This is a genomic window from Paenibacillus sp. NPDC056579 (assembly GCF_042793215.1).
Taxonomy (GTDB): Bacteria; Bacillota; Bacilli; order Paenibacillales; family NBRC-103111; genus Paenibacillus_S.
In genome coordinates this window covers 475,664-496,687 of record NZ_JBHTVD010000003.1, presented here as the reverse complement: position 1 = coordinate 496,687, position 21,024 = coordinate 475,664, and the positions used below count along the sequence as shown (strand labels likewise).

Sequence of the window (21,024 nt, the reverse complement as noted above, 5' to 3'; positions counted from 1 at the left end):
TAAAAATAACCGCTCTGCCGAAGCAGCAGCGGTTCATATGGAAAAGCGTGAAAGCATCGCGTTTTTAACTGTCCTTATTTGTTGAAAACAGGGCTCCCACCTTTTCCAAATCTTCTTCATATTTCGAATGAGTTGTGCGGACCAGGTTGTTAAACAATCCGTGCAGCTCATTTTGCATTATACGGAGTCCTTCGGCCGTAATACCGCCGGGAACGGACACTCTCTTTTGCAGTGTCGCAGGGGAGAAGCCTCCCGTCGTCAGAAGCTTTCCGGTGCCGAGCAGCATTTCACAGGCAAGCTGAGTGGCTTCGGCTTCGGCAATTCCGGTTTCCTCTACAGCGGCTTGAACGAATTTTTCGAGAAAGAAGGCGATGAAAGCGGGACCGCAGCTCGATAAATCCGATGAAATGCGAGTGAATTGCTCTGAAACGCGAATCGGAGCGCTGATATGAGACATTAAATTGTCGAGCAGTTCTTTATCCTCAGCTTCCAGCCGGTCGCCATAAATGCATAAAGTCGCTCCGCTAAATACATAATTGGTGATGCTCGGAATAATCTTGGCGATTTTGGACGGGAGCTGCTCTTCCAACAGCTGAATCAGCACGGGACTAGTGATGGAGACGATAATTTGCTCGGGCTCAGTGGTGCTGCGGATTTCATCGATGACCGTTTTATAGTCGCCAGGCTTTATACATAGAAAAATAAGCCTGCAATGGCGGACCACTTCTATATTGGAAAGGGCTACCTGTAGCCCCGGATAAACGGCTGCCAGACGCTCCACTTTGTCAATGGTTCGATTGGTTGCAACGATTTGTTCCGGATTCAGAGCCCCGGACTGAATGAATGCCTCGATGAGAATACTGCCCATGCTGCCTGTGCCTATGAATCCTACTTTCATGACCATCCCCCCTGATAAAGTGCAGCCTTCTTAATCATTATGCAGTGACGTATTCGAATATGTTCGTTTTTTGCCCGAAATGAACAAAGGAGGGAAAGTGACGTTTGGACTTCTTATTTAAGGATAAAACGAAATCCGGTACCGTACTTTTGGTGATTTTGCTAACGATCGGTCTGGGAGGTTGGTTCGGGTACACAGGGTGGAAGGAAGCGGCCAGCGAATCGTCCCAATGGCGGATTGCCAATGAGGAAATGCAGGAGCTTCTTGCGCGGCAGCCTGAAGCTAAGACGAATCCGGAGCAGTCGGTTCCTACCGGAACGAAAGAGAAGGCAGAGGGAGCTTCGGATGAACCCAAAAACGCGGCTAACCCGGCCTCAAGCGCTACAGCTTCAAAGACTGCCGATAGTTCAGGGGATTCCAAGCAAGCGGGAGAGAAGGGAACGGCTGCTTCCATACCATCCACCACGTTAACCGGCAAGAAAATGAATTTAAACACGGCTACCCTGCAGCAGCTGGATGAGATCCCCGGTATCGGTGAAAGCAAGGCGAAAGCGATCGTCGCACATCGGGAGAAGCTGGGAGGTAAATTTCAATCCGTGGAGCAGCTAATGGATGTGAAGGGCATTGGGGAGAAGCTGCTGGAGAAAATGCGTCCGTATCTTACCCTAGAGCCTTAATCTACTGAAACAACTTTCGTTTTTTGACAATATATGAGAGAATGATTGAGAGGAGAGTTTTCTTACATTGGGGAGGTATTTTGAAGATGAGCGAGGATAGAAAGTTAGGCTTGGAAACATTGGCAGTACATGCAGGTCAGGAGATCGATCCGGCAACGATGTCGCGCGCAGTTCCATTGTATCAAACGACATCCTACGGATTCCGCGATACGGAACATGCGGCTAATTTGTTTGCACTTAAAGAATTCGGCAACATCTATACTCGTCTTATGAATCCGACAACAGACGTATTTGAGAAAAGAGTCGCTGCTCTCGAGGGAGCGCCTGCCGCTTTGGCTACGGCTTCCGGACAAGCAGCCATTACTTATTCGATCTTGAATATTGCCGGCTCCGGCGATGAGATCGTATCGGCAGCGAGCCTCTATGGCGGTACATATAACTTGTTCTCCACCACTTTGGCCAAGCTTGGCATCAAGGTACATTTCGTGGATCCGTCCGATCCGGAAAATTTCCGTGCGGCGATCACACCGAAGACGAAGGCTCTGTATGCCGAAACGGTCGGCAATCCGAAGGGCGACATCCTGGATATCGCTGCGGTAGCGGCCATCGCTCACGAGAACGGCATTCCGCTGATCGTGGACAATACGTTCCCGAGCCCTTACTTGTGCCGTCCGATTGAACACGGTGCGGATATTGTCGTTCATTCCGCAACCAAATTTATCGGCGGACACGGCACGTCCATTGGCGGTATTATCGTCGACGGCGGACGTTTCGACTGGAAAGCTAGCGGCAAGTTCCCAGGCTTGACGGAACCGGACCCAAGCTACCATGGCGTAGTCTATACAGATGCGGTAGGACCGATCGCTTTTATAATTAAAGCACGCGTTCAGCTTTTGCGGGATATGGGCGCCGCGATATCGCCGTTCAACTCGTTCCAGCTGCTGCAAGGATTGGAAACACTGCACTTGCGCATGGAGCGCCACAGCTCCAACGCACAGAAGGTCGCCGAGTTCCTGGAGCAGCACGACGCGGTAGAGTGGGTTAGCTACGCGGGTCTGCCAAGCCATCCTTCGTACGAGCTGGCGCAAAAATATATGCCGGACGGCCAAGGCGCGATCATGACCTTTGGCATCAAGGGCGGCATCGAAGCGGGCCGGAAGGTGATCAATAACGTGAAGCTGTTCTCGCATCTCGCGAACGTCGGCGATTCCAAGTCGCTGATCATCCATCCTGCGAGCACGACGCATCAGCAATTGTCCGAGCAGGAGCAGGCGGCGGCAGGCGTAACGCCGGGAATGATTCGCCTGTCTATCGGAACGGAATCGATCAATGACATTATTTATGATCTGGATCAAGCCATTCGTGCTAGCCAGAACTAAACAACGGAGAATAAAACGATGACGACACGGAAAAATTGGGATACTTACTTCTTGGATATGGCGTATATGGCATCGACTCGGTCCCAATGCAGCCGCAGGCATGTCGGCGCCGTACTGGTACAAGGAAAGAAGCTTTTGGGAGCCGCCTATAACGGTGCGCCAATGGGAGTGCAGGACTGCTCGGAGGCCGGATGCATGCTGGTCGAAGAATATGAGCTGGTCGAGCAAGCCGGCACGGAGCAGGTTGTTAAGAAGCAGCGCTGCATCCGAACGATCCATGCGGAGCAAAATTTGCTGCTGTTTACGGACCCGAAGGACAGGGAAGGCTCGGTAGTGTATGTAACCGATCAGCCTTGCTGGACATGCGCCAATATGCTTGCCAATAGCGGAATTATCGAGATCGTATATCATCGCCCGTATCCTAAGGACAGCGATAAAGTGAAGTCGCTGATGGATGCGAAAGGCATTACGATCCGGTGTTTGGAGGCATACGAGCCGCCTGTAGGTACGGTATCGGAAGTACAGCACTAATCATAGGTTATGAGGAAGAACCTCTTTCGCACAGATGCGACGGGGTTCTTTTTCTTTTTTCCGATTTAGGGAGGGGGGAGTTAGCGCGTGATGCAGAGGCCGATTATCGGGGTTACCCTGCTCTGGACGTTCGGATATATTATTGCATATGGTGTTGAGCTGCCGTTCGTTTCTTTATATACAAGCCTGGTTGCAGCGATGGTTGGAGTCGTTGTATGGATGTTGAACTTGAGAGGAAGAACGGCGATTTGCGCATTATTGCTGATTATTATTGCAGCTGGTTATTTTGAAGACTATGACAAACGTAATGTAACCAATTTGTCCCCGGAATCACTTGCCGACAGCGATTCTAACGCCAATGGAGTATACAATGGGATCATTGTCAGCCAAGTGGAAGTCGATGGAGATAAGGCTTCTTTTACCATGCGTACGGATGGGGAGCTGTCCGAGCTGGTGGCTGTAAGTGTGAGGCTGCTGTCCAAGCAGGAGCAGCAAGTAGCTGCCGGCTGGCAAAGGGGAGATAAGATCGGTGTCCAGGGAGCGCTTCAAGCCCCGGGGGAAGCACGGAATTTCGGCGGGTTCGATTACCGCAGCTATTTGAGATGGAAGCATATTCACTGGCAGCTGAATGCAAAGGGCGCTTCCCAGATCCATGCTGCACCGCCCGATATATGGACTTGGAGAATGATTCTTCGCTGGAACGACCAGTTTCGCTCCATGCTCGGAGCGGGGGTGGAACGGTTATTTCCGCCCGAACAGTCGGGCTTTATGAAGGGAATGCTGATCGGGCTGACGGATGACATCGAACCGGAGCAATTTCAGCAATTTTCAAAGCTGGGGCTCACCCATATTATCGCGATTTCAGGGTTGAACGTAGCGATATTTCTTGGCTGCGTGCTGTGGATTATGCGCAAGCTGGGCTTTACGAAAGAAACGTATTTATTGACCTCAATGGCGCTGATGCCATTGTATATCATGGTTACCGGTGCTTCGCCTTCGATTATCCGGGCGGGATTGATGGCTATGATTGCGCTGTATGCCGCTTATCGCCATACGTTGAAGGACGGGCTGCATACGGTGCTGATCGTTGGATTGCTGATGCTGGTATGGGAGCCGTATTATTTGCTGGATGTCAGCTTCCAGCTTTCTTTCCTTGTAACGATCGGCCTTATTCTCGGCGTACCGGTAGCCAACAAGCTGATGCCTATACGTTCGTCCTCTTGGAGGGACGCTATCTCTATAACAGTCGTCGCCCAATGCATTTCCTTTCCGGTGTCAGTCTACTATTTCAATCAGTTTTCTTTGTTATCGCTGGCGGCTAATTTTGCCCTCGTTCCGGTGTTCAGTATGTTCACGATGCCGGCGGGAACTGCATCGCTGCTGATCAGCTTCCTGTACCAGCCTGCAGGTCAAGTGTTGGCATGGATCGTTGCGAAGCTTAACGAGTGGATTTTCAAGCTGGTAGCAATTAGCAGTAAATGGCACTTGTTTCAGACGATATGGCCAACGCCGGGGATCGCATGGATTATTGCGTATTACGCTGCTTGGGCGCTGCTGCTTTATTTTGCTTTGATGAACCGGGCTGCAGGTGATACGTCCGTTAGTCCCGTGGAACCGATGCTTTCGTATAAGCCTGGGAAAAAGAGATCTAGCCTCGGCATCTATGCTCGAATCCGAAACGGGGTGTCCATCGTTCGCCTTCCCGCAGCGGCAGTTATGCTGTTGGTGCTGATGATTTACGCGTATGAGCCGGACCGGTGGAGCCGAGAGGGACAGGTGCATATTATCGATGTAGGCCAAGGAGACAGCATTTTCATTCGTTCTCCACAAAGCCGAAGCGTCATTCTCATCGACGGAGGAGGAACCGTCACCTTTCGTAAGCCGGGAGATGAGTGGAAGCAGCGTTCCGATCCGTATGAGGTGGGACGTAAGCTGCTCGTTCCGCTGCTCAAGAAGAGAGGGATTCAGACTATCGATTATTTAATTGTGTCGCATGAGGACGCCGACCACATTGGAGGGCTGCAGGCGGTTCTTGAGCAAATCCCGGTCAGGCAGCTGTTGTTCAATGGAACGCTTAAGCCTTCGCCGGGAGTAGAGAAGCTGTTCCAGACGGCGTTGGATTACAACGTGAAGCTTGTAAAAGCTTATGCCGGCGATATTCTTCAGGTGGATGCGGATACGCGTCTCCGGTTTCTGTACCCTGTCTCGCTGGACAAGGCGGAAGCGGTAAGGATGGAGTCGGAACAAAATGCCGAATCCGTCGTGTTTGTAATGGAGATGCAAGGAACGAAATGGCTGTTTACGGGAGACATGGAGCAAAGCTCGGAAACCGCTGTGCTTCGGATGATGGAAAACGACAAGAGTGCATCAGCCAGCTTGGATACGAATGCTTCTTCGCTGCCTGCAAGCCGTCAGCAACTTTTGCCGACGGGCCCTGTCGACGTGCTTAAGGTTGCACATCACGGTAGCAAAACTTCGACTACGGAAGCTTGGCTCAAAGCATGGAATCCTAAGTTTGCCGTGATTTCAGCTGGTGTGAACAATATATACCGTCATCCTCACCCTACGATTGTTGCACGGCTGGAGGAGCGGGGGATCGGGGTACTGAGAACGGATGCCCATGGTGAAGTGCAAATGAGCATCCGTGACGGAGCCATTCATGTAAGAACAAAGCTTGGCGAGCGGTCTTAGATAGATCAAGACTGAACTAGTAAAACGAAACCCGGCTTATCTTGAAAATAAGTCGGGCCAGGTTTTCTAAGTGTAAGAAAGAATTGAATTTAATAGCTCCAAAAGTTGATCCGGTTACCGTAGGGATCATAGAAGTGCATGGACTTGAAGCCGGTGCCCACAATATCGGAAACGGAGACGCCTTGCTCCTTCCATCTCCGATGCTCTTCTTCCATATCCCTTAATCGGAAGTAAGGGTTGGCGGTCCCATCCGCAATTCCTTGAAATACCTCGCGAGGCTGCTGCTCCAAGAGCAAATTTTCATCTAGGATGATGTATCCTTGAGCATGAGCGTCATGCACGATAGGTAAGCCCAATATTTCGTGATACCAGGCTGCCGCCCTGTCCAAATCCGGAACCGCAACGCGCCAGTGAGAGTAGTCGGTCACCCGCTTATCGGCATGCATCGCGGGCTGATTCGAGCTTATCAGCGTATGCCTCGTGCCGTCAAATGCGAACACGTCCAGACTTTCCTGTCCTGTAATATCTATATAGGGGCCGGTGGTCCGAATGTTGTGTTCACTGAAATACCGGGCGGCCTCCGATATATCCGGACAACAGAACGTATAACGTACGCGAGCTTCCTTGGCGCCCCAATCGGAACGGAAATGGACGAGGGGACTTGGCGAAACAAAGGATTTCAAATGAATAAGTCCGCGTTCCGCAAAAGCTAGCGAGCTCATTTTCTCGACTTCGGATTGGGGATCCTGCTTCCCTGACCAGGTCTTCTTGTTCCAGCCTAATCCTAAATGCCTCGTGTACCAGTCGATAGCTACTTCATGCTGCTCATAAGGCACATAAATAAATCCTCCGTCCCAGCTTAAACGCGGCGGTCCTGTAATGGAGCTTCCCACGTCGGTTGTCTCGCCCGTAACACGGAAAGATTGTACTGTCACATGAGAGCGATGTGCGGCTCCGATGCCAATCTGTCCTGCGAGAGCTGTGAAGTCGCCCGTCGTGCGGAATCGTTCCTCGCCGTTGATTTCCAGGCTGGCATAGTCCTTCCTGATCCGCCATGTCATGATTACCCACTCATTGACGGGGATGCGTCCTTTTCCTTGAATGCCAATGCCCTTACCGGTTGCGGGATCGTGCCAGCGGAGCTCGTCCAGATTGTTTTCCCAGTTCATGATCACTTGACCTTGATGGAATATCAGACGAATATTCGTCGAGTCGGTCTTGGCTACCGCTTCAATCGTCAGAGGCACCTTGTACTTGTTTGGCGTGACCGCATATCCTCCGTCGTTTTTGCAATAGAGGGTCAAGCCTTCGTTCGTCTGATCCGCGCTGCATGCGACAGCGGTAAGCTCGTTTACAAGCTGCATGGCAGTGGTCAAATGATCATCTCCATTCCATTTATTAACAGTACAAAAAATATAATACCAAACATACGTTCTGTTGTAAACGCTGTTTTGCAGCTGTATTCCTGCTAAAATGCGGAGATTGGATACGCTAGTGCAAACGATCAAGCTCTTAGATCATATTGTGGTGAACATCCGATCTTTCATCAGCGGCTCTAACGGTCAGGCGAGTTTAAAAAAAGAGGGCGTTAGCCCCCTTGCTTACCATGGATTTTCTGCCACTTTTTATATTTATCTTTATCGTCTCCCTGATCGTCATCCTCTTCTTTTTCTTGTTTTTCCTCATGGAATGCTACGGTCGCGTGACCCGTAATTTGGTCGAACGGAGTATAGTCGCTGTTGGGAATCCCTTTTCCTGAGATGATTTTGGCGCTTATGATCCCGAGCAGAACGAGAATAGGTACGATGAGTGACAAAGTGACATACAATCCGAAGTCTTCCAAGCTGCTTCCATCCTTTCATCTCAAAGTATGACATTGATATCCCCAAAAACCGACGGTTTGAAAGTTATACGAATGCTGTACGAAATTGTTTCGTTCCATGGGTCTTAATAACGAACCCAATTTTTGTATAGATCCTATTGCACTGTAATCATCTCTTGAATATTAGCTCGCATTCCCGTATAGTGTTAGATTGTGTGAGTCTTATGAGGCTTATGATAAGACTTCACGGGTGGGTGAGGGACTAATGAAAAAGAAGGAAAAGACATGACATCAAAGAACCGTTGGAAAGCCATTTGGTTCGTCTTGTTGGGCGCCGCCTCTTATGGCGTGTTGTCTACTTTTGTGAAGCTCGGTTACCAGCAGGGTTTTTCCGCTGCGGAAATAACCGGAAGCCAAGTATTTTTCGGATTCGTCGTTTTATGGCTTCTTAGCTTGCCACAACTTCGTCAAATGAGAGGAATTTCGGGAAGCATCATTCTGAAGCTGCTTGTAGGCGGTATGTTTACCGGCTTGACCGGCTATTTTTATTATCAATCGCTGCAATCATTGGATGCATCGTTCGCCGTATTGTTATTGTTCCAGTTCACCTGGATGGGGATGCTGCTCGACTGGATTACGGAGAGAAAAGCTCCGACGCTGTTTCAATGGATCGCGATGGTGTTGACTCTGGGCGGGACGGTTTTCGCATCCGGGGTACTGTCCGGCACACTGGACCGTCCGAGCGCAAGCGGGATTGGACTCGGCTTGCTGGCCGCCTGCTGCTATACGGTATTTATTTACTTCAGCGGCAGGGTAGCTGCTCATTTGCCTGCGCTGTTCCGGAGTACATGGATGATTACCGGCGCGGCAATTCTTGTTCTTACGCTGATGCCGCCGCAATTTCTATGGAACGGCTCGCTGGGACAAGGGCTTTGGATGTGGGGGCTGCTGCTTAGCGTATTCGGAATGATTCTGCCGCCATTCTTTTATGCCAAAGGAGCTCCTCATATTGAAACCGGGCTGGCTGCTGTACTCGGATCCGTTGAGCTGCCTGTTGTTATCGTCTGCTCCGCGCTGCTGCTGCATGAGTCCACTTACTTCATGCAATGGGTAGGGATAGCGATGATTTTGCTCGGTGTTATCGTATCGGAACGAAAATTCGAAGGAAACCCAAGCACACAAGCATAGCACAATACCTCACAACACAGGTTTCATTAATTAGATAATCGACATGAGAAAAACGTCTATCGACGTCCTTTCACAGAGGAGCGACCGCGTTAAGAGGTTGTTTTTATCGCCAAATAGAATTTTTACATCCGATGACCTCGGAATCTTATAAATTCTATTGTGGTCAAAAAAACGCAGTGACCGTTATCAGTCGGTCACTGCGTCTTTCTTTTTGTGATGCTCCGTATAGTGAAGCCTAAAGCTTAATAGAGCGCTTTGTCGATCGGGAAGCTTTGGCCGCTCCACGCTTTTTTGTTCGTCCACTCCGCCTCGCCCTGCCAGAACGGGTCGTCCTCGGACAAGCCTAACGGCAGGAATACGGCTGCGCACAAGTAGAGGCTGCCGGTAGAAATATACGTTTCGCCGACCTCAGGCTGATGGCCGCAGAAGCCGATGGTTAGCCATCCGTCCTCGTCGAATGTTCCTGGTGCATCGATCATGCGGCGGATAACCGCCGTGAGCGCGCATCGCACTTGAGCGGGCTGCAGCGAAGCTTCCAGACGATGCTGCAGCGCCATTTGGCTGAGCAGTTGGAAGGCTCCGAAGCGGTATGCGAGCGATCGTCCGACGGCCGGGAACGTTCCTTCCGGCGAAATCAATCGTTCTTGCTGCGTCGCATACCGCTGGGCGCGCTTCAGCACTTTTTCTTTCATGGAAGCCCACGCGGCATCTTCGGATTCCAATGCTTCGATAATGTCCACCAGCATCGGCTGGATCACGAAGCTGTTATAATAATCGGCATGAAAATCCGGTCCGTCTCCGTATACGCCGTCCCCTTTGTACCAAAGCTCATGCTGCCGCAGCGCGTAGTCGACGCGCATCCGATCCCAATCGGCGCCTGCGCGATATAGCGCGGTCTCGATCATGGCTGCGAACAACAGCCAGTTATTGTAGCCAGGCTTGCGGGTACGTGTCGATTGCAGCGCCTTGATTACGTTGTTCTGCACCCGCGAGTCCAGCTTGTTCCACAATTGCTCGGGTGCCCTGAGGATCGCATGCGATAAAAAGGCCGCATCAACAATAGGCTGATACCCTTCAGCGAAGTTCATGAAATCGGGGGAAGCCGGGTCGGTCGCAGCATCGATAGCTTGTCTCGCCCATTCCGCATAATGATCTCTCAGACGGCCTTCCTCGCCTTCCTTGCTGCCGTTTTCGAGCCATGGGGCAATGCCTGTCAACAGGCGTCCCAATGCTTCCAAATAAGTATACATAGGCCGGTCGTCGAGCTTTCCTTCGACAGGCATTGTTGCTTTCAATTGCCGATTGCTTAAATGATGCAGCACAGGATGAGCGATTCGGCTTAATGTATCGATCCAAAATGTGCGGTCTTGATGGCCTTGCGGCATAGAAGGTCCCTCCCCAAAAGGATGTGTATGTTATTTGCTCATCATTTTACAACAAACCTATAAGGTTGGTCATTGTTGAACATGACAATAATCTTTGTGGAAAACGGTGGTTTAGGATGCGCAAAAGATCTGCGATCCCTTGGCGAATGTCACGAAGCGACCGGGATAACCAAGCGATAAACGATAAAAATGGCGAAGCAGGAGGTTCGGCAACCATTCGGACAAACGGCTTGACTTTTGACGAAAATGTGACAAACTGACGATCGTCAGTTAAAATTTCACCTCGCTAATTGACTTGTAAAGGCTGCAATTATTATAATTCCTTACTAGAGTCAGTCTGGAGGTTGGAATATGAGTGCCGAGCGTATCAAGCAAGCTGCCATTTTGAAGTTTACTGAAAATGGTTATGAGGGGACTTCGCTGTCGGAAATAGCGGAAGAGGTAGGGATCAAGAAGCAGTCCGTATACTGCCATTTTAAAAACAAAGATGATCTTGTTCTTACGATCAATCAGGAGATCATTCAGGATGATGTTGATTTCTTGACCCGTTATTTCGAACGGATGAAGGATTCCCCACTGGAGGAAGTGCTCCATACGTTAATCGACGAATACAGAGAAAAGTACCTGAACGACAAAAAATACAAGTTTATGTTTCTCATGTCGTTCATTCCGCCTAAACATTTGGAAGTGTACTTCTTGAACTCATACAACATTCATTTACTTCATTTAAAGACGCTGCTGACCGCCGCCTTTGCCAAAGCGCCGAATATTGCCGTTACGACTGAAGAGGGGATTACGGCGTTTACGACGATGTTTGACGGCCTTATGACTCAATTGGTCTATGAGACGCCGAAATCGTTCGATAAGGCGTTCGAGCTTTCATGGAAGGTATATTGGCGAGGGATTTCCGTGTGACATCTCAGACGTTCCGCAGCATAAAGGAGAGGGTAATTTTATGAACAAAGGGTGGTATTTTATTTGGATCGGCGGCCTGTTGGAGGTAGTCTGGATTTCCGGCATGAAGACGGCCGACAGCATAGCGGACTGGCTGCTAGTAGCACTGATGATATCCATTTCGTTCGTGCTTATTTTACTGGCTTGCAAAACACTTCCGGCAGGTACCGTCTACGCGGTTTTTACAGGAATAGGCGCGGCGGGAGCCGTGGTGGCGGAAATGCTGTGGTGGGGGGAGCCGCTGCGCTGGTCCAAGCTTGCGCTTATCGCGCTGCTGCTCGTAGGAGTCATTGGACTTAAGATGGTTACCGATCATGGAGAGGACGATGCCAAGGCGGAAAAGGCGGGTGCGAAGCAATGAGCTGGCTCTTTTTATTGTGTGCCGGAGCTTGCGAGGTTGTCGGCTTCGTCTGCCTACAGCAGGTGAACCGCAGCGTGAATGTTCGCTCGGTCTTATCGTTATTGCTGTGCTTTGCGTTCAGCTTTTTCTTTCTTTCCAGGTCGTTAGGCTCTATCCCGATAGGAACGGCTTATGCCGTTTGGACGGGAATCGGGACCGTAGGCAGCACGGTGCTTGGGATGTATGTATACGGCGAGTCGAAGAGCGCCAAGAGAGTGTTTTTTATCGCCTGCGTTATCGCGGCCGTTGTCGGCTTAAAGCTGATTTCGTAAGTCTTGTATTCTAGCGGACGGAGAGCATAGTCTTGCAAGGAAGATATTCATAGATTGTTCCCATAACATGTCGGGCCTGCGCCCGGCTTGTTGCGTTTTGTCGAGTTATTTTATATACCTGCCGTCTAAAATTTGCTATTCTTTAATAGAGTTCGATAGGCTGCAACATTTTAAAAACAACATACGTTTATATAGTTGCAAGAGAGGGGGATCCCAGTGGTAGCGCCAGAACTTATAAAGGCTGCCCAATCGGGCGATCGCGACGCTCTAATTACCCTACTGCGTGAAATAGAAAATCATGTGTATCGTACTGCTTATTATATTCTGGGCAATGAGCAGGACGCTATGGATGCCGCACAGGAAGCGTTAATACGTATTTATACGAAAATTCATTCTTATGAAGAAAAAGCTCAGTTCAAAACGTGGGTTCAACGGATCGTCACCAATTTGTGCATCGACAAATTCAGGAGGTCCAAGCCTACCGTTTCCATTGATGAGCATGAGATGGTTTTTAGTGCAAACAGGACAGTAGAAGATGAGGTTATGTCCGCGTATATTGCCCAAGATATCAAAGAGGCGATTGATAAGCTGCCGGAGCATCATCGATCGGTTGTTGTACTGCGGTATTTGCAGGATTTCTCCTACAACGAAATTGCCGAATCTTTGGATCTGCCCATCAACACGGTGAAATCATACTTATTCAGGGCGAGGCAGCAGTTACAGACGTTATTGCAGGATTACAAAAAAACCAAAAGCGACGCCGTCCGCGGCTAAACGCCCGATGGTTTGGCATAGTCAATGATTCTGCTTGTACTTGTAAAATATCAATTGTGAATTGTGCAGAAAGGTAGTGTGCGGGATGATGTGTCAAGAGGTGATCGAACTCATGCAGAGATACCTCGATCAGGATCTCGATGAAATGGAATATGAGCAAATGCTCGGTCATTTGCAGCAGTGCCCTGATTGCACGGAGCTGTTCCAGCGTTTGGTAGCCTTGTCCCAGGAGCTGGAGCAATTGCCCAAGGTTACGCCTGCTTACAGCTTGGTCGATGCGATATTGCCGAAGCTCCAGCGGATTGATGAAGGTTACCCTGCCGTTGAGTTTCCGGCTGCAGCGATTCCGCCCGTTTCCGCTGCTCCTCAGGACAGTCTTGGAGCGGAACAGGAATCGAAGGTCGCTGAAGTGGAAGGCTGGCGGCGCAGAATGCGCGGATGGGTCTCGATGAAAATCGTCGGAGGAGTCGTCGCGGCGGGTCTGGTGCTCGGATTTTTCGTTTTCGATCAACAGCAGCAGCATACGGCTAATACGGAAGCGGGGGGAATGCTGCTCCCGCAGTCGGCTCTGAACAAGTCGGCGGGTTCGGAGAGTAAGACGCCGGCAGCGGATTCCAACGCGACCAAACCTATGCTGGACCGGATGACTGCGGATACTACGGAGAAATCGGATGCAAAGCTGAAAACGGACAATAGTACAGCGGAACCGGCTGCTCCTGTACCTGGACCTAATAAGGCCGGGGAGATGGTTGAACCTAACCAAGCCAGAACCGTTCAACCGAAGAGCGAGCCGCTGGACACTAGCAGGCAGCAGGTAAACGAAGCTGTGCCGGCCCCTCCGGCCGGGCAGCAAGCTCCCGATGATTCGGCTCAAGCCCCTGACGTCTCGGATCAGGCTCCTGCAGCAGCTCTATCCGTGCCAGAGGCGGACTCCGTCCCGCCGGCAGCCGGAGGCAGCTCCGGTGCCGTTAGTCCATCGACAGAAAGTCCGCTGCAAAAGTCGGGGGAGCCATCCGTTCCATCCGATGCGGCGAGAGGAATGATGAACAAGACGATCGCTCCTGATGAGAGGCAGCAGGGCTTTGCGCAGACGCCAACAGATACCAATGATGCGGCCAAAGACAAGGCTCAGGATGCGCCGATTAACGGGCTGTTTTCCATTAGCGGCACAGCGGTCGCCGGCAGCACGCTGGCGTCGAAGGACCACGCTTATGTAGCGGTAGTGACGGAGCAGCGGCAGGTCGTCATCCGTGATAATCAAGGCAAGGATCTGTTTATTTCCTCTAATAAATGGACGGAGAAGGACAAAGTCGAGCTGACCGAATGGACGGAGGACGGGAAGCTGAGCTACAAGGTAACCAGCGGAACGGCTGTCACTACCTATACGATCGATATGAAAGCAAAGACGGAAGTCAAAAAATAATTTATCGTGCTCACCATATTGGCAGCAGGCGCATACTATATGGTGAGCACTACAATACGAGTCGCGTCGTATGACCACCACGGGGAAGGTTTCTAGAGCTTTCCTCTAAGTGTTTATATAGATGGGGTTTCGTACAAAGGGATTATGTCCAAAACCTTCGGGTTTTGACGTAATCCCTTTGTTGTTGCTACAATGTCTACAGAATACTGTGAGGTGGGCGAACGGATGGATTACAAAACGGCTTTAAAACAAATCCAGCAGGGGAAATTTGCTCCGGTTTATGTATGCTACGGGGCGGAGTCTTATTTGATCCACTCCTTTATCGAGAAGCTGACGGATCGCTTGGTCGATCCTGAGCATAAATCGTTTGCCGTCAACAAATACGACCTCTCGGAGACGCCGCTCGATACGGTCATCGAAGAAGCGGAGACGCTGCCGTTTATGGTGCCGAACAAGCTGGTCATCGCTACAAACGCTCTGTTCTTGACGGGAGCCAAGGAGAGCACCAAGGTGGAGCATAAGACGGAACGATTGCTGGACTACATGAAATCGCCGGCGGATTTCTCGGTGATTGTGTTTACGGTTGATGCTGACAAGCTCGATGAGCGCAAAAAGCTCGTCAAATCGCTTAAGGAAGCGAATTGTCTCGTGCCATGCTTGACGCTTACGGCGGAGGATTTGACGAATTGGGTCAAGCAGGAGGCTGATAAGGCAGGCTTTGGCTTCGCTCCGGGTGTGCTCGATCAGTTCATCCTGTATACGGGTACGAGCCTGCAGGCATTGTCGAGCGAATTGGAGAAATGCGCTCTGTTTGTAGGGCAAGGCGGAGTGCTGACGGCAGACGCACTGGAGCAGCTTGTAACGCGCAGCATCGAGCAGAACATATTTATCCTGATCGAGCATATCGTTCAGCTGCAGCTGGAGAAAGCTTTTACGATGCTGTCGGAGCTCTTGAAAAGAAAAGAGGAGCCGATCAAGATCATGGCTCTAATAGCGCGGCAGTTCCGCATCATGTTCCAGGTCAAGGATTTGCAGCAGCAGGGGTATTCGCAGCAGCAGATGGCGTCGCAGCTCGGCTTGCATCCATACGCGGTCAAGATCGCTTCCGGCCAGTGCAGCCGGTTCGAACTGAAGAAGCTCGCGAATATTCTTGACCAGCTATCGGACCTGGATTATCAGATGAAAAGCGGAAAGATCGATAAGGTGCTCGGGCTTGAGATGTTTTTGTTAAAGCTGATCGCTTAAAGCGAGTTATCGCCTCCCGTCCGCTAGTAAATGCCGGAGTCGGGAGGCGATGCTGATTAGAAACGAAAAATGGCCGACTCCCTTAGGAATCGGCCATTTTTTTATTATGCCTGTGCAGAAATCGCGTTAAGCTTTTTAGCTAAGCGGGATTTTTTGCGGGCAGCGGCATTTTTATGGATTAAACCTTTACTTGCTGCTTTATCCAGCTTTTTGCTGGCAGCAATCAAGGCTGCTTGTGCAGTTTCCACATTGCTGCTAGCTGCAGCAGTTTCGAAGCTCTTTACTGCAGTGCGAAGAGCGGATTTGTGAGATGCGTTGCGAAGACGACGCTTTTCACTTACTTTAACTCTTTTGATCGCGGATTTAATGTTCGGCATTGACGTTCACCTCCTAATACGACTTGCATATCGGTGCTTTTTTGTTGACAACTCTTGATATTCTAACATGCTCCATATCAAATTGCAATAGAGTGGGCGGACAGGCCTGACAAATGTTTGAATAGCGTCCAATGCTTTGTCACACAATAATTAGCAGACTTATGCCGAAAGGAGAACAGCTCAATGGATTTAAGCGTTTATTCCGTCCGTACCGACCTTGCCCTCGAGGCGCACGACCTGGCTTCTTCGTCAGGACAGCTCATTCCGGGTGTACATAGATCCGTCGAAAATTTAGAAGGAATCAAGATCAGCACCATCGACATTACCTCTGAGGAAGGCTCGCGGTCCGTCGGCAAGCTTCCCGGTCATTATATTACCATCGAGGTTCCGGAGCTCCGCGTGAAGGACAGCGACCTGCAGGACCGGGTCGCCATGGTGATGGCCAAGCAATTCGAAGCCTTCCTGGCCAAGCTCAATATCGGACCGATGGCGAAGGTATTGGTCATCGGGCTGGGTAACTGGAATGTCACTCCTGACGCGCTCGGGCCTATTGTAGTCGAGAATATGCTGGTGACCCGGCATTACTTCGAGCTGATGCCCGATCAAGTAAGCCCCGGCTACCGTCCGGTCAGTGCAGTAGCGCCCGGCGTGCTCGGCATCACCGGAATCGAGACGGGAGAGATCGTTCAGGGAATCGTAGAGAAATCCAAGCCCGATCTCGTCATTGCTATCGATGCGCTCGCTTCCCGTTCGCTGGAGCGGGTGAACACAACGATACAGATCGCGGACACGGGGATTCATCCGGGCTCGGGAATCGGCAACAAGCGCAAAGGGCTGACGCTGGATACATTGGGCGTTCCCGTCATAGCGATCGGGGTTCCGACCGTCGTCTATGCTTCCACTATCGTTAACAACGCGTTCGACATGATGCATAACCACTTCCGGAAGCAGACGAGCAATACGGGGCAAATATTGGGCTTGCTCGACAATATGCAGGAGAATGAGCGGCTTGAGCTCGTTAGAGAAGTGTTGAATCCGCTGGGCCACGATCTGCTGGTGACTCCGAAGGAAATCGATCAATTTATCGAAGACATCGCCAACATTATTGCAAGCGGCCTGAATGCCGCGCTGCATGAAGCGGTCGATTCGGATAACGTATCGGCGTATACGCATTGATACGTCTCCTTTATTAATGAAGAAAGCGTTAAGCTCGGTGTTTTCAGCCGATGGCTTGACGCTTTTTTTGCGCGTAACGAATCTACTGGAATTTACAAACTATGACTATGATTTTATGGTTCTAGCTCCTACCATTCGCTCATAGATTTGAAGTAGAAGCTTTCGTTGTTGTTGAGTCATTGAATGATAGGTTGATAGGGAGGATTAACACGATGAAATGGACTGCCGTAACCGTCAATTTAAGCAAATATCGCAAAGCGGGACAAGACCTGAGAGTCTACTTCCGAGTCATAAGCTATCTGGTAACCGGAAGCCTGCTCTTTTTCGTAGCGTTAGGGCTGCTAGGCTACGCCCAGTCGAGGCTGACCAACGCGGAGCCGAGCTCGTCCATGAAAGGCTTGGCCTCATCCGTATCGAGCCAATTTTTTATGGATATGATGGGGATGGAGCTGCCCCATTTGCAGAATGAGGGCAAATCGTTCACGTTCTCTCAGGCCAACGTCTCCGGATTTTTGTTCTCTCTTATTACCGATCTGAACCTGAAGGATCCGAAAACGTTCATCGCCCGAGAAATGCCGGGCATGACAAGCGACCGTGCCGTCGTATTGCGCAAAACGAGCACCACCGGACATGACGGTCCGGAGGATTACGGTCCCAAGGCGGACGCCCTACCGAAGACGGGAGAAGGCAGCGAGGGCGCGATCACCGCTAATCCGCCTGTCTCTAATGAAGGAGAAGGAGCCGTTCAAGGTCCGGCCATCCCTGCACCGACCGCCCAGGGGCCCAAAACCGCAGGGAAAAATATCGCCTTCATCTATCAAACGCACAATACCGAATCGTATTTGCCCGAGCTTCCCGGCGTAACGGATCCCGATAAAGCTTACGACTCCAAGAAGAACGTCACTCTCGTTGGCCTCCGTTTGGCGCAAAAGCTGGAGCAAGACGGGATTGGAGCGGTTCATTCCGATCAGAACTACCCCGCTATAGAGAAAAAGTTTTATTACCCGTATTCCTATAAATACTCTCTGAAAACGTTGCAGGAAGCGTCGGCATCCCATCCGGATCTGAAATTTTACTTCGACATTCACCGCGATTCGCAGCGGAGGGAAAAAACGACGGTTACGTTGAACGGCAAAGACTATGCGCAGCTGTACTTTATTATTGGAGGCAAAAACCCTAATTGGAAAGAGAACGAGGAGTTCGCTTCGCAAATCCACCAGACGATGGAGGCCAAATATCCGGGCATATCCAAAGGGATGTTCGCCAAAGCGGGCGAAGGCAACGGCGTCTACAACCAGAACTTTTCACCGAACAGCGTGCTGATTGAGGTGGGAGGAGTGGATAATTCGCTCGAGGAGTGCTACCGGACGGTCGATTTGCTGGCTCAGGTCATATCTGAAGTCGTTCTAAATGTGCAAAAGGTGGACGGAAGCGCGCCGGGCGAAACCAAGGACGGCAAGAAAGCAAACTAGAATTCAGGATTACGGGGGCGGGAAAGGTGAGGAATTTTTACGTTAAGCTGCTGCTAATTGTGTTGGGGATCGGGTTCAGTATCTTCTTCGGCGTCGATTTGGCGACTCGGGGCGTCGAGCAGGTTCAGGGGCCGATCACGGCGGCTCCTTCCTCTTCGGGTACGGGCAAAGTGTGGCAGACCGACAAGGCACAGGACAATAAGGCAGCCGCAAAAGAGACGAGCAGCGGCAAGCCGACTCCCAAGCCCGCCTCCCAGGAATCCAAGGAAAAGGCGAAAGCGGAGTCCGAGCCCCCTGAGCCGAAGGCGGAAATTACGGAAGCGTCGGGGATCAACCGGCTCGGCAACAAGCTTGGAGAGCTGCTGCAAATTATTGCGCATCATGGCGTGAAATGGTTCGTCGCGATCTTCGATGCTATTACAGGATAAGCTTTGGTCAGCCATCCATTGATGCGCAACCTCACAACTGCTATAATTAGAGGTATTGTAAATTTGTAGGTTAGTGAGGGTCCGCGCAGATGGATATTGTAGCAAGACAGAAAAAGATAAGAAACTTCTCGATTATTGCCCACATCGACCACGGCAAATCGACGTTGGCCGACCGTATTCTGGAGTTCACGGGAGCACTTTCTTCGCGCGAGATGCAAGAGCAGGTGCTCGACCAGATGGATCTGGAGCGGGAGCGGGGCATTACCATCAAGCTGCAAGCCGTACGTTTGAACTACCGGGCGGAAGACGGTGAAGAATATATTTTGAATTTGATCGATACGCCGGGACACGTCGACTTTACGTACGAGGTATCCCGAAGCCTGGCGGCCTGTGAAGGCGCCTTGCTGGTTGTTGACGCGGCGCAAGGTATCGAAGCGCAGACACTGGCGAACGTGTATCTGGCGCTCGACAACAATCTGGAAATTTTGCCGGTCATCAACAAAATCGATTTGCCAAGCGCTGACCCGGATCGGGTAAAGCAGGAGATCGAGGATGTTATCGGCCTGGATGCAAGCGAAGCGGTATTGGCTTCGGCCAAAGCCGGAATCGGGATCAAGGAAATCCTGGAGCAGGTCGTACAAAGAGTGCCGGCTCCGACAGGCAGTCCCGATCAGCCGCTGAAGGCGCTCATCTTCGACTCCCATTACGATCCGTACAAGGGCGTCATCGTGTACGTCCGCGTTTTGGACGGGTCCATCCGTTCGGGATCGAAAATCAAATTTATGGCTACCGACAAGGTGTTCGAGGTTATCGAGGTCGGAGCGTTCAAGCCGCGGATGACGATCGTGGATTCTTTGGACATCGGCGACGTAGGCTTCATCGTAGCGGGAATTAAGAATGTCGGCGATACGCGCGTCGGGGATACGGTAACGGATGCGAAAAATCCGGCTCCGGAAGCACTGCCCGGTTACCGCAAAATCAACCCTATGGTGTTCTGCGGATTGTATCCAATCGAAACGAGCGATTACAACGACCTGCGCGAAGCATTGGAAAAGCTTCAGCTCAACGATGCTTCGCTTAGCTGGGAGCCTGAGACATCGACGGCGCTCGGCTTCGGGTTCCGCTGCGGCTTCCTCGGCCTGCTCCATATGGACGTTATTCAGGAGCGGATCGAGCGCGAGTTCAATATTCCGCTGATTACGACGGCACCGAGCGTTGTGTTCAAAGTCACTTTGACTAATGGAGAAGTTCTCACGATTGAGAACCCGTCCCTATTCCCCGAGGTCGGCAAAATCGACTTCGTTGAAGAGCCGTACGTCAAAGCGGCGATTATTGTTCCGAACGATTACGTTGGGGCGATCATGGAGCTTTGCCAAGGCAAGCGCGGCGAGTTCGTCAACATGGAGTATTTGGATACGACTAGGGTAACGCTGACGTACCAAATTCCTCTATCCGAAATCGTCTACGACTTCTTCGATCAGTTGAAATCGAGCACCAAAGGCTACGCTTCGTTCGATTACGAGCTGTCGGGCTACAGAAGGTCCAATCTCGTGAAGATGGATATCATGCTGAACGGAGAGCAGGTCGACGCCTTGTCGTTCATCGTACACCGCGATCGTGCTTACAACCGCGGCCGAATCATTTGCGAGAAGCTGAAGGATCTTATTCCGCGTCAAATGTTCGAGGTGCCGATTCAGGCGGCGATCGGTCAGAAGATCATCTCCCGTGAAACCGTTAAGGCAATGCGCAAAAACGTACTCGCCAAATGTTACGGCGGTGACATTTCCAGGAAGCGGAAGCTGCTGGAGAAGCAGAAGGAAGGTAAAAAACGGATGAAGCAGGTCGGCAGCGTCGAGGTGCCGCAGGAAGCGTTCATGGCCGTTTTGAGAATCGACGAATAGATGAGAGCGAGGCAGGTGCGCCCAAGCAAGC

At 51.0% G+C, this 21,024-nt stretch carries 20 protein-coding genes; 15 read left to right on the top strand and 5 right to left on the bottom strand.

What is annotated here, in order from left to right; genetic code table 11:
* Window positions 1-64 precede the first annotated feature (64 nt).
* The gene (gene comER / locus ACFQ88_RS14840; protein WP_239627155.1) at window positions 65-898 is read right to left on the bottom strand and encodes a late competence protein ComER; all 834 of its coding nucleotides are present in this window, start codon (window positions 896-898) and stop codon (window positions 65-67) included.
* A 104-nt stretch (window positions 899-1,002) separates the two neighbouring features.
* Between comER and ACFQ88_RS14835 the strand changes: the two genes are divergently transcribed.
* The 4 genes from ACFQ88_RS14835 (at window position 1,003) to ACFQ88_RS14820 (ending at window position 6,176) form a co-directional block, all read left to right on the top strand.
* Window positions 1,003-1,575 carry a ComEA family DNA-binding protein gene (locus ACFQ88_RS14835; protein ID WP_379454607.1) on the top strand — a complete coding sequence of 191 codons (573 nt, stop codon included), beginning with the start codon at window positions 1,003-1,005 and terminating at the stop codon, window positions 1,573-1,575.
* Between the two features lie 86 nt (window positions 1,576-1,661).
* Window positions 1,662-2,954: a homocysteine synthase gene (locus ACFQ88_RS14830; RefSeq protein ID WP_379454606.1), complete on the top strand. Its 1,293-nt coding sequence runs from the start codon at window positions 1,662-1,664 to the stop codon at window positions 2,952-2,954.
* A gap of 18 nt (window positions 2,955-2,972) precedes the next feature.
* Complete coding sequence (locus ACFQ88_RS14825; RefSeq protein WP_239627148.1) at window positions 2,973-3,485, top strand: deoxycytidylate deaminase; 513 nt, start codon at window positions 2,973-2,975, stop codon at window positions 3,483-3,485.
* Between the two features lie 90 nt (window positions 3,486-3,575).
* Complete coding sequence (locus ACFQ88_RS14820) at window positions 3,576-6,176, top strand: DNA internalization-related competence protein ComEC/Rec2 (protein WP_379454605.1); 2,601 nt, start codon at window positions 3,576-3,578, stop codon at window positions 6,174-6,176.
* 89 nt (window positions 6,177-6,265) lie between these two features.
* Here the strand turns inward: ACFQ88_RS14820 and ACFQ88_RS14815 are convergent, their stop codons facing one another.
* Together ACFQ88_RS14815 and ACFQ88_RS14810 are read right to left on the bottom strand one after the other, a co-directional pair.
* Complete coding sequence (locus ACFQ88_RS14815; protein ID WP_379454604.1) at window positions 6,266-7,552, bottom strand: VOC family protein; 1,287 nt, start codon at window positions 7,550-7,552, stop codon at window positions 6,266-6,268.
* Window positions 7,553-7,764: 212 nt separating this feature from the next.
* Window positions 7,765-8,019 carry a DUF3951 domain-containing protein gene (locus ACFQ88_RS14810; protein WP_239627142.1) on the bottom strand — a complete coding sequence of 85 codons (255 nt, stop codon included), beginning with the start codon at window positions 8,017-8,019 and terminating at the stop codon, window positions 7,765-7,767.
* A 264-nt stretch (window positions 8,020-8,283) separates the two neighbouring features.
* On the opposite strand from ACFQ88_RS14810, the gene ACFQ88_RS14805 reads away from it, so the two are divergent.
* Window positions 8,284-9,186: an EamA family transporter gene (locus ACFQ88_RS14805; protein ID WP_239627140.1), complete on the top strand. Its 903-nt coding sequence runs from the start codon at window positions 8,284-8,286 to the stop codon at window positions 9,184-9,186.
* 242 nt (window positions 9,187-9,428) lie between these two features.
* Here ACFQ88_RS14805 and ACFQ88_RS14800 read toward each other — a convergent pair whose 3' ends face one another.
* Window positions 9,429-10,571, bottom strand: a complete 1,143-nt coding sequence (locus tag ACFQ88_RS14800; RefSeq protein WP_379454603.1) for a DUF2264 domain-containing protein — start codon at window positions 10,569-10,571, stop codon at window positions 9,429-9,431.
* A 351-nt stretch (window positions 10,572-10,922) separates the two neighbouring features.
* Between ACFQ88_RS14800 and ACFQ88_RS14795 the strand changes: the two genes are divergently transcribed.
* The 6 genes from ACFQ88_RS14795 (at window position 10,923) to holA (ending at window position 15,639) form a co-directional block, all read left to right on the top strand.
* Entirely contained in the window at window positions 10,923-11,486 is a 564-nt protein-coding gene (locus tag ACFQ88_RS14795) for a TetR/AcrR family transcriptional regulator (RefSeq protein ID WP_239627135.1), read from the top strand.
* A 40-nt stretch (window positions 11,487-11,526) separates the two neighbouring features.
* Window positions 11,527-11,886, top strand: a complete 360-nt coding sequence (locus ACFQ88_RS14790) for a DMT family transporter (protein ID WP_379454602.1) — start codon at window positions 11,527-11,529, stop codon at window positions 11,884-11,886.
* On the top strand, window positions 11,883-12,197 hold the full coding sequence (locus tag ACFQ88_RS14785; RefSeq protein WP_239627131.1) for a DMT family transporter: 315 nt from the start codon (window positions 11,883-11,885) through the stop codon (window positions 12,195-12,197). Before ACFQ88_RS14790 ends, ACFQ88_RS14785 begins: the two co-directional genes overlap by 4 nt.
* Before the next feature lie 216 nt (window positions 12,198-12,413).
* Window positions 12,414-12,971 carry an RNA polymerase sigma factor gene (locus ACFQ88_RS14780; RefSeq protein WP_239627129.1) on the top strand — a complete coding sequence of 186 codons (558 nt, stop codon included), beginning with the start codon at window positions 12,414-12,416 and terminating at the stop codon, window positions 12,969-12,971.
* A gap of 85 nt (window positions 12,972-13,056) precedes the next feature.
* Window positions 13,057-14,394 (top strand): zf-HC2 domain-containing protein, encoded by a 1,338-nt coding sequence (locus ACFQ88_RS14775; protein WP_379454601.1) that lies wholly within the window; start codon window positions 13,057-13,059, stop codon window positions 14,392-14,394.
* A gap of 225 nt (window positions 14,395-14,619) precedes the next feature.
* The gene (gene holA, locus ACFQ88_RS14770) at window positions 14,620-15,639 is read left to right on the top strand and encodes a DNA polymerase III subunit delta (protein WP_379454600.1); all 1,020 of its coding nucleotides are present in this window, start codon (window positions 14,620-14,622) and stop codon (window positions 15,637-15,639) included.
* Between the two features lie 104 nt (window positions 15,640-15,743).
* Here the strand turns inward: holA and rpsT are convergent, their stop codons facing one another.
* Entirely contained in the window at window positions 15,744-16,016 is a 273-nt protein-coding gene (rpsT, locus tag ACFQ88_RS14765) for a 30S ribosomal protein S20 (RefSeq protein ID WP_239627123.1), read from the bottom strand.
* Between the two features lie 183 nt (window positions 16,017-16,199).
* Here rpsT and gpr point away from each other — a divergent pair, with 183 nt between their 5' ends.
* The 4 genes from gpr (at window position 16,200) to lepA (ending at window position 20,993) form a co-directional block, all read left to right on the top strand.
* Window positions 16,200-17,192, top strand: a complete 993-nt coding sequence (gene gpr, locus ACFQ88_RS14760) for a GPR endopeptidase (protein WP_379454599.1) — start codon at window positions 16,200-16,202, stop codon at window positions 17,190-17,192.
* Window positions 17,193-17,404: 212 nt separating this feature from the next.
* Window positions 17,405-18,664 (top strand): stage II sporulation protein P, encoded by a 1,260-nt coding sequence (locus tag ACFQ88_RS14755; RefSeq protein WP_239627119.1) that lies wholly within the window; start codon window positions 17,405-17,407, stop codon window positions 18,662-18,664.
* Between the two features lie 26 nt (window positions 18,665-18,690).
* Window positions 18,691-19,092, top strand: coding sequence for a DUF3679 domain-containing protein (locus ACFQ88_RS14750; RefSeq protein ID WP_379454598.1), 402 nt, complete (start codon window positions 18,691-18,693; stop codon window positions 19,090-19,092).
* Between the two features lie 89 nt (window positions 19,093-19,181).
* On the top strand, window positions 19,182-20,993 hold the full coding sequence (lepA, locus tag ACFQ88_RS14745) for a translation elongation factor 4 (protein WP_379454597.1): 1,812 nt from the start codon (window positions 19,182-19,184) through the stop codon (window positions 20,991-20,993).
* Window positions 20,994-21,024 lie beyond the last annotated feature (31 nt).

What these genes read in the sequence shown, in the direction of transcription:
- comER (WP_239627155.1), bottom strand. Translation starts at nt 898, where the DNA reads ATGAAAGTAGGATTCATAGGCACAGGCAGCATGGGCAGTATTCTCATC.
- ACFQ88_RS14830 (WP_379454606.1), top strand. Translation starts at nt 1,662, where the DNA reads ATGAGCGAGGATAGAAAGTTAGGCTTGGAAACATTGGCAGTACATGCA.
- ACFQ88_RS14825 (WP_239627148.1), top strand. Translation starts at nt 2,973, where the DNA reads ATGACGACACGGAAAAATTGGGATACTTACTTCTTGGATATGGCGTAT.
- ACFQ88_RS14820 (WP_379454605.1), top strand. Translation starts at nt 3,576, where the DNA reads ATGCAGAGGCCGATTATCGGGGTTACCCTGCTCTGGACGTTCGGATAT.
- ACFQ88_RS14805 (WP_239627140.1), top strand. Translation starts at nt 8,284, where the DNA reads ATGACATCAAAGAACCGTTGGAAAGCCATTTGGTTCGTCTTGTTGGGC.
- ACFQ88_RS14800 (WP_379454603.1), bottom strand. Translation starts at nt 10,571, where the DNA reads ATGCCGCAAGGCCATCAAGACCGCACATTTTGGATCGATACATTAAGC.
- ACFQ88_RS14795 (WP_239627135.1), top strand. Translation starts at nt 10,923, where the DNA reads ATGAGTGCCGAGCGTATCAAGCAAGCTGCCATTTTGAAGTTTACTGAA.
- ACFQ88_RS14790 (WP_379454602.1), top strand. Translation starts at nt 11,527, where the DNA reads ATGAACAAAGGGTGGTATTTTATTTGGATCGGCGGCCTGTTGGAGGTA.
- ACFQ88_RS14785 (WP_239627131.1), top strand. Translation starts at nt 11,883, where the DNA reads ATGAGCTGGCTCTTTTTATTGTGTGCCGGAGCTTGCGAGGTTGTCGGC.
- ACFQ88_RS14775 (WP_379454601.1), top strand. Translation starts at nt 13,057, where the DNA reads ATGATGTGTCAAGAGGTGATCGAACTCATGCAGAGATACCTCGATCAG.
- holA (WP_379454600.1), top strand. Translation starts at nt 14,620, where the DNA reads ATGGATTACAAAACGGCTTTAAAACAAATCCAGCAGGGGAAATTTGCT.
- rpsT (WP_239627123.1), bottom strand. Translation starts at nt 16,016, where the DNA reads ATGCCGAACATTAAATCCGCGATCAAAAGAGTTAAAGTAAGTGAAAAG.
- gpr (WP_379454599.1), top strand. Translation starts at nt 16,200, where the DNA reads ATGGATTTAAGCGTTTATTCCGTCCGTACCGACCTTGCCCTCGAGGCG.
- ACFQ88_RS14755 (WP_239627119.1), top strand. Translation starts at nt 17,405, where the DNA reads ATGAAATGGACTGCCGTAACCGTCAATTTAAGCAAATATCGCAAAGCG.
- lepA (WP_379454597.1), top strand. Translation starts at nt 19,182, where the DNA reads ATGGATATTGTAGCAAGACAGAAAAAGATAAGAAACTTCTCGATTATT.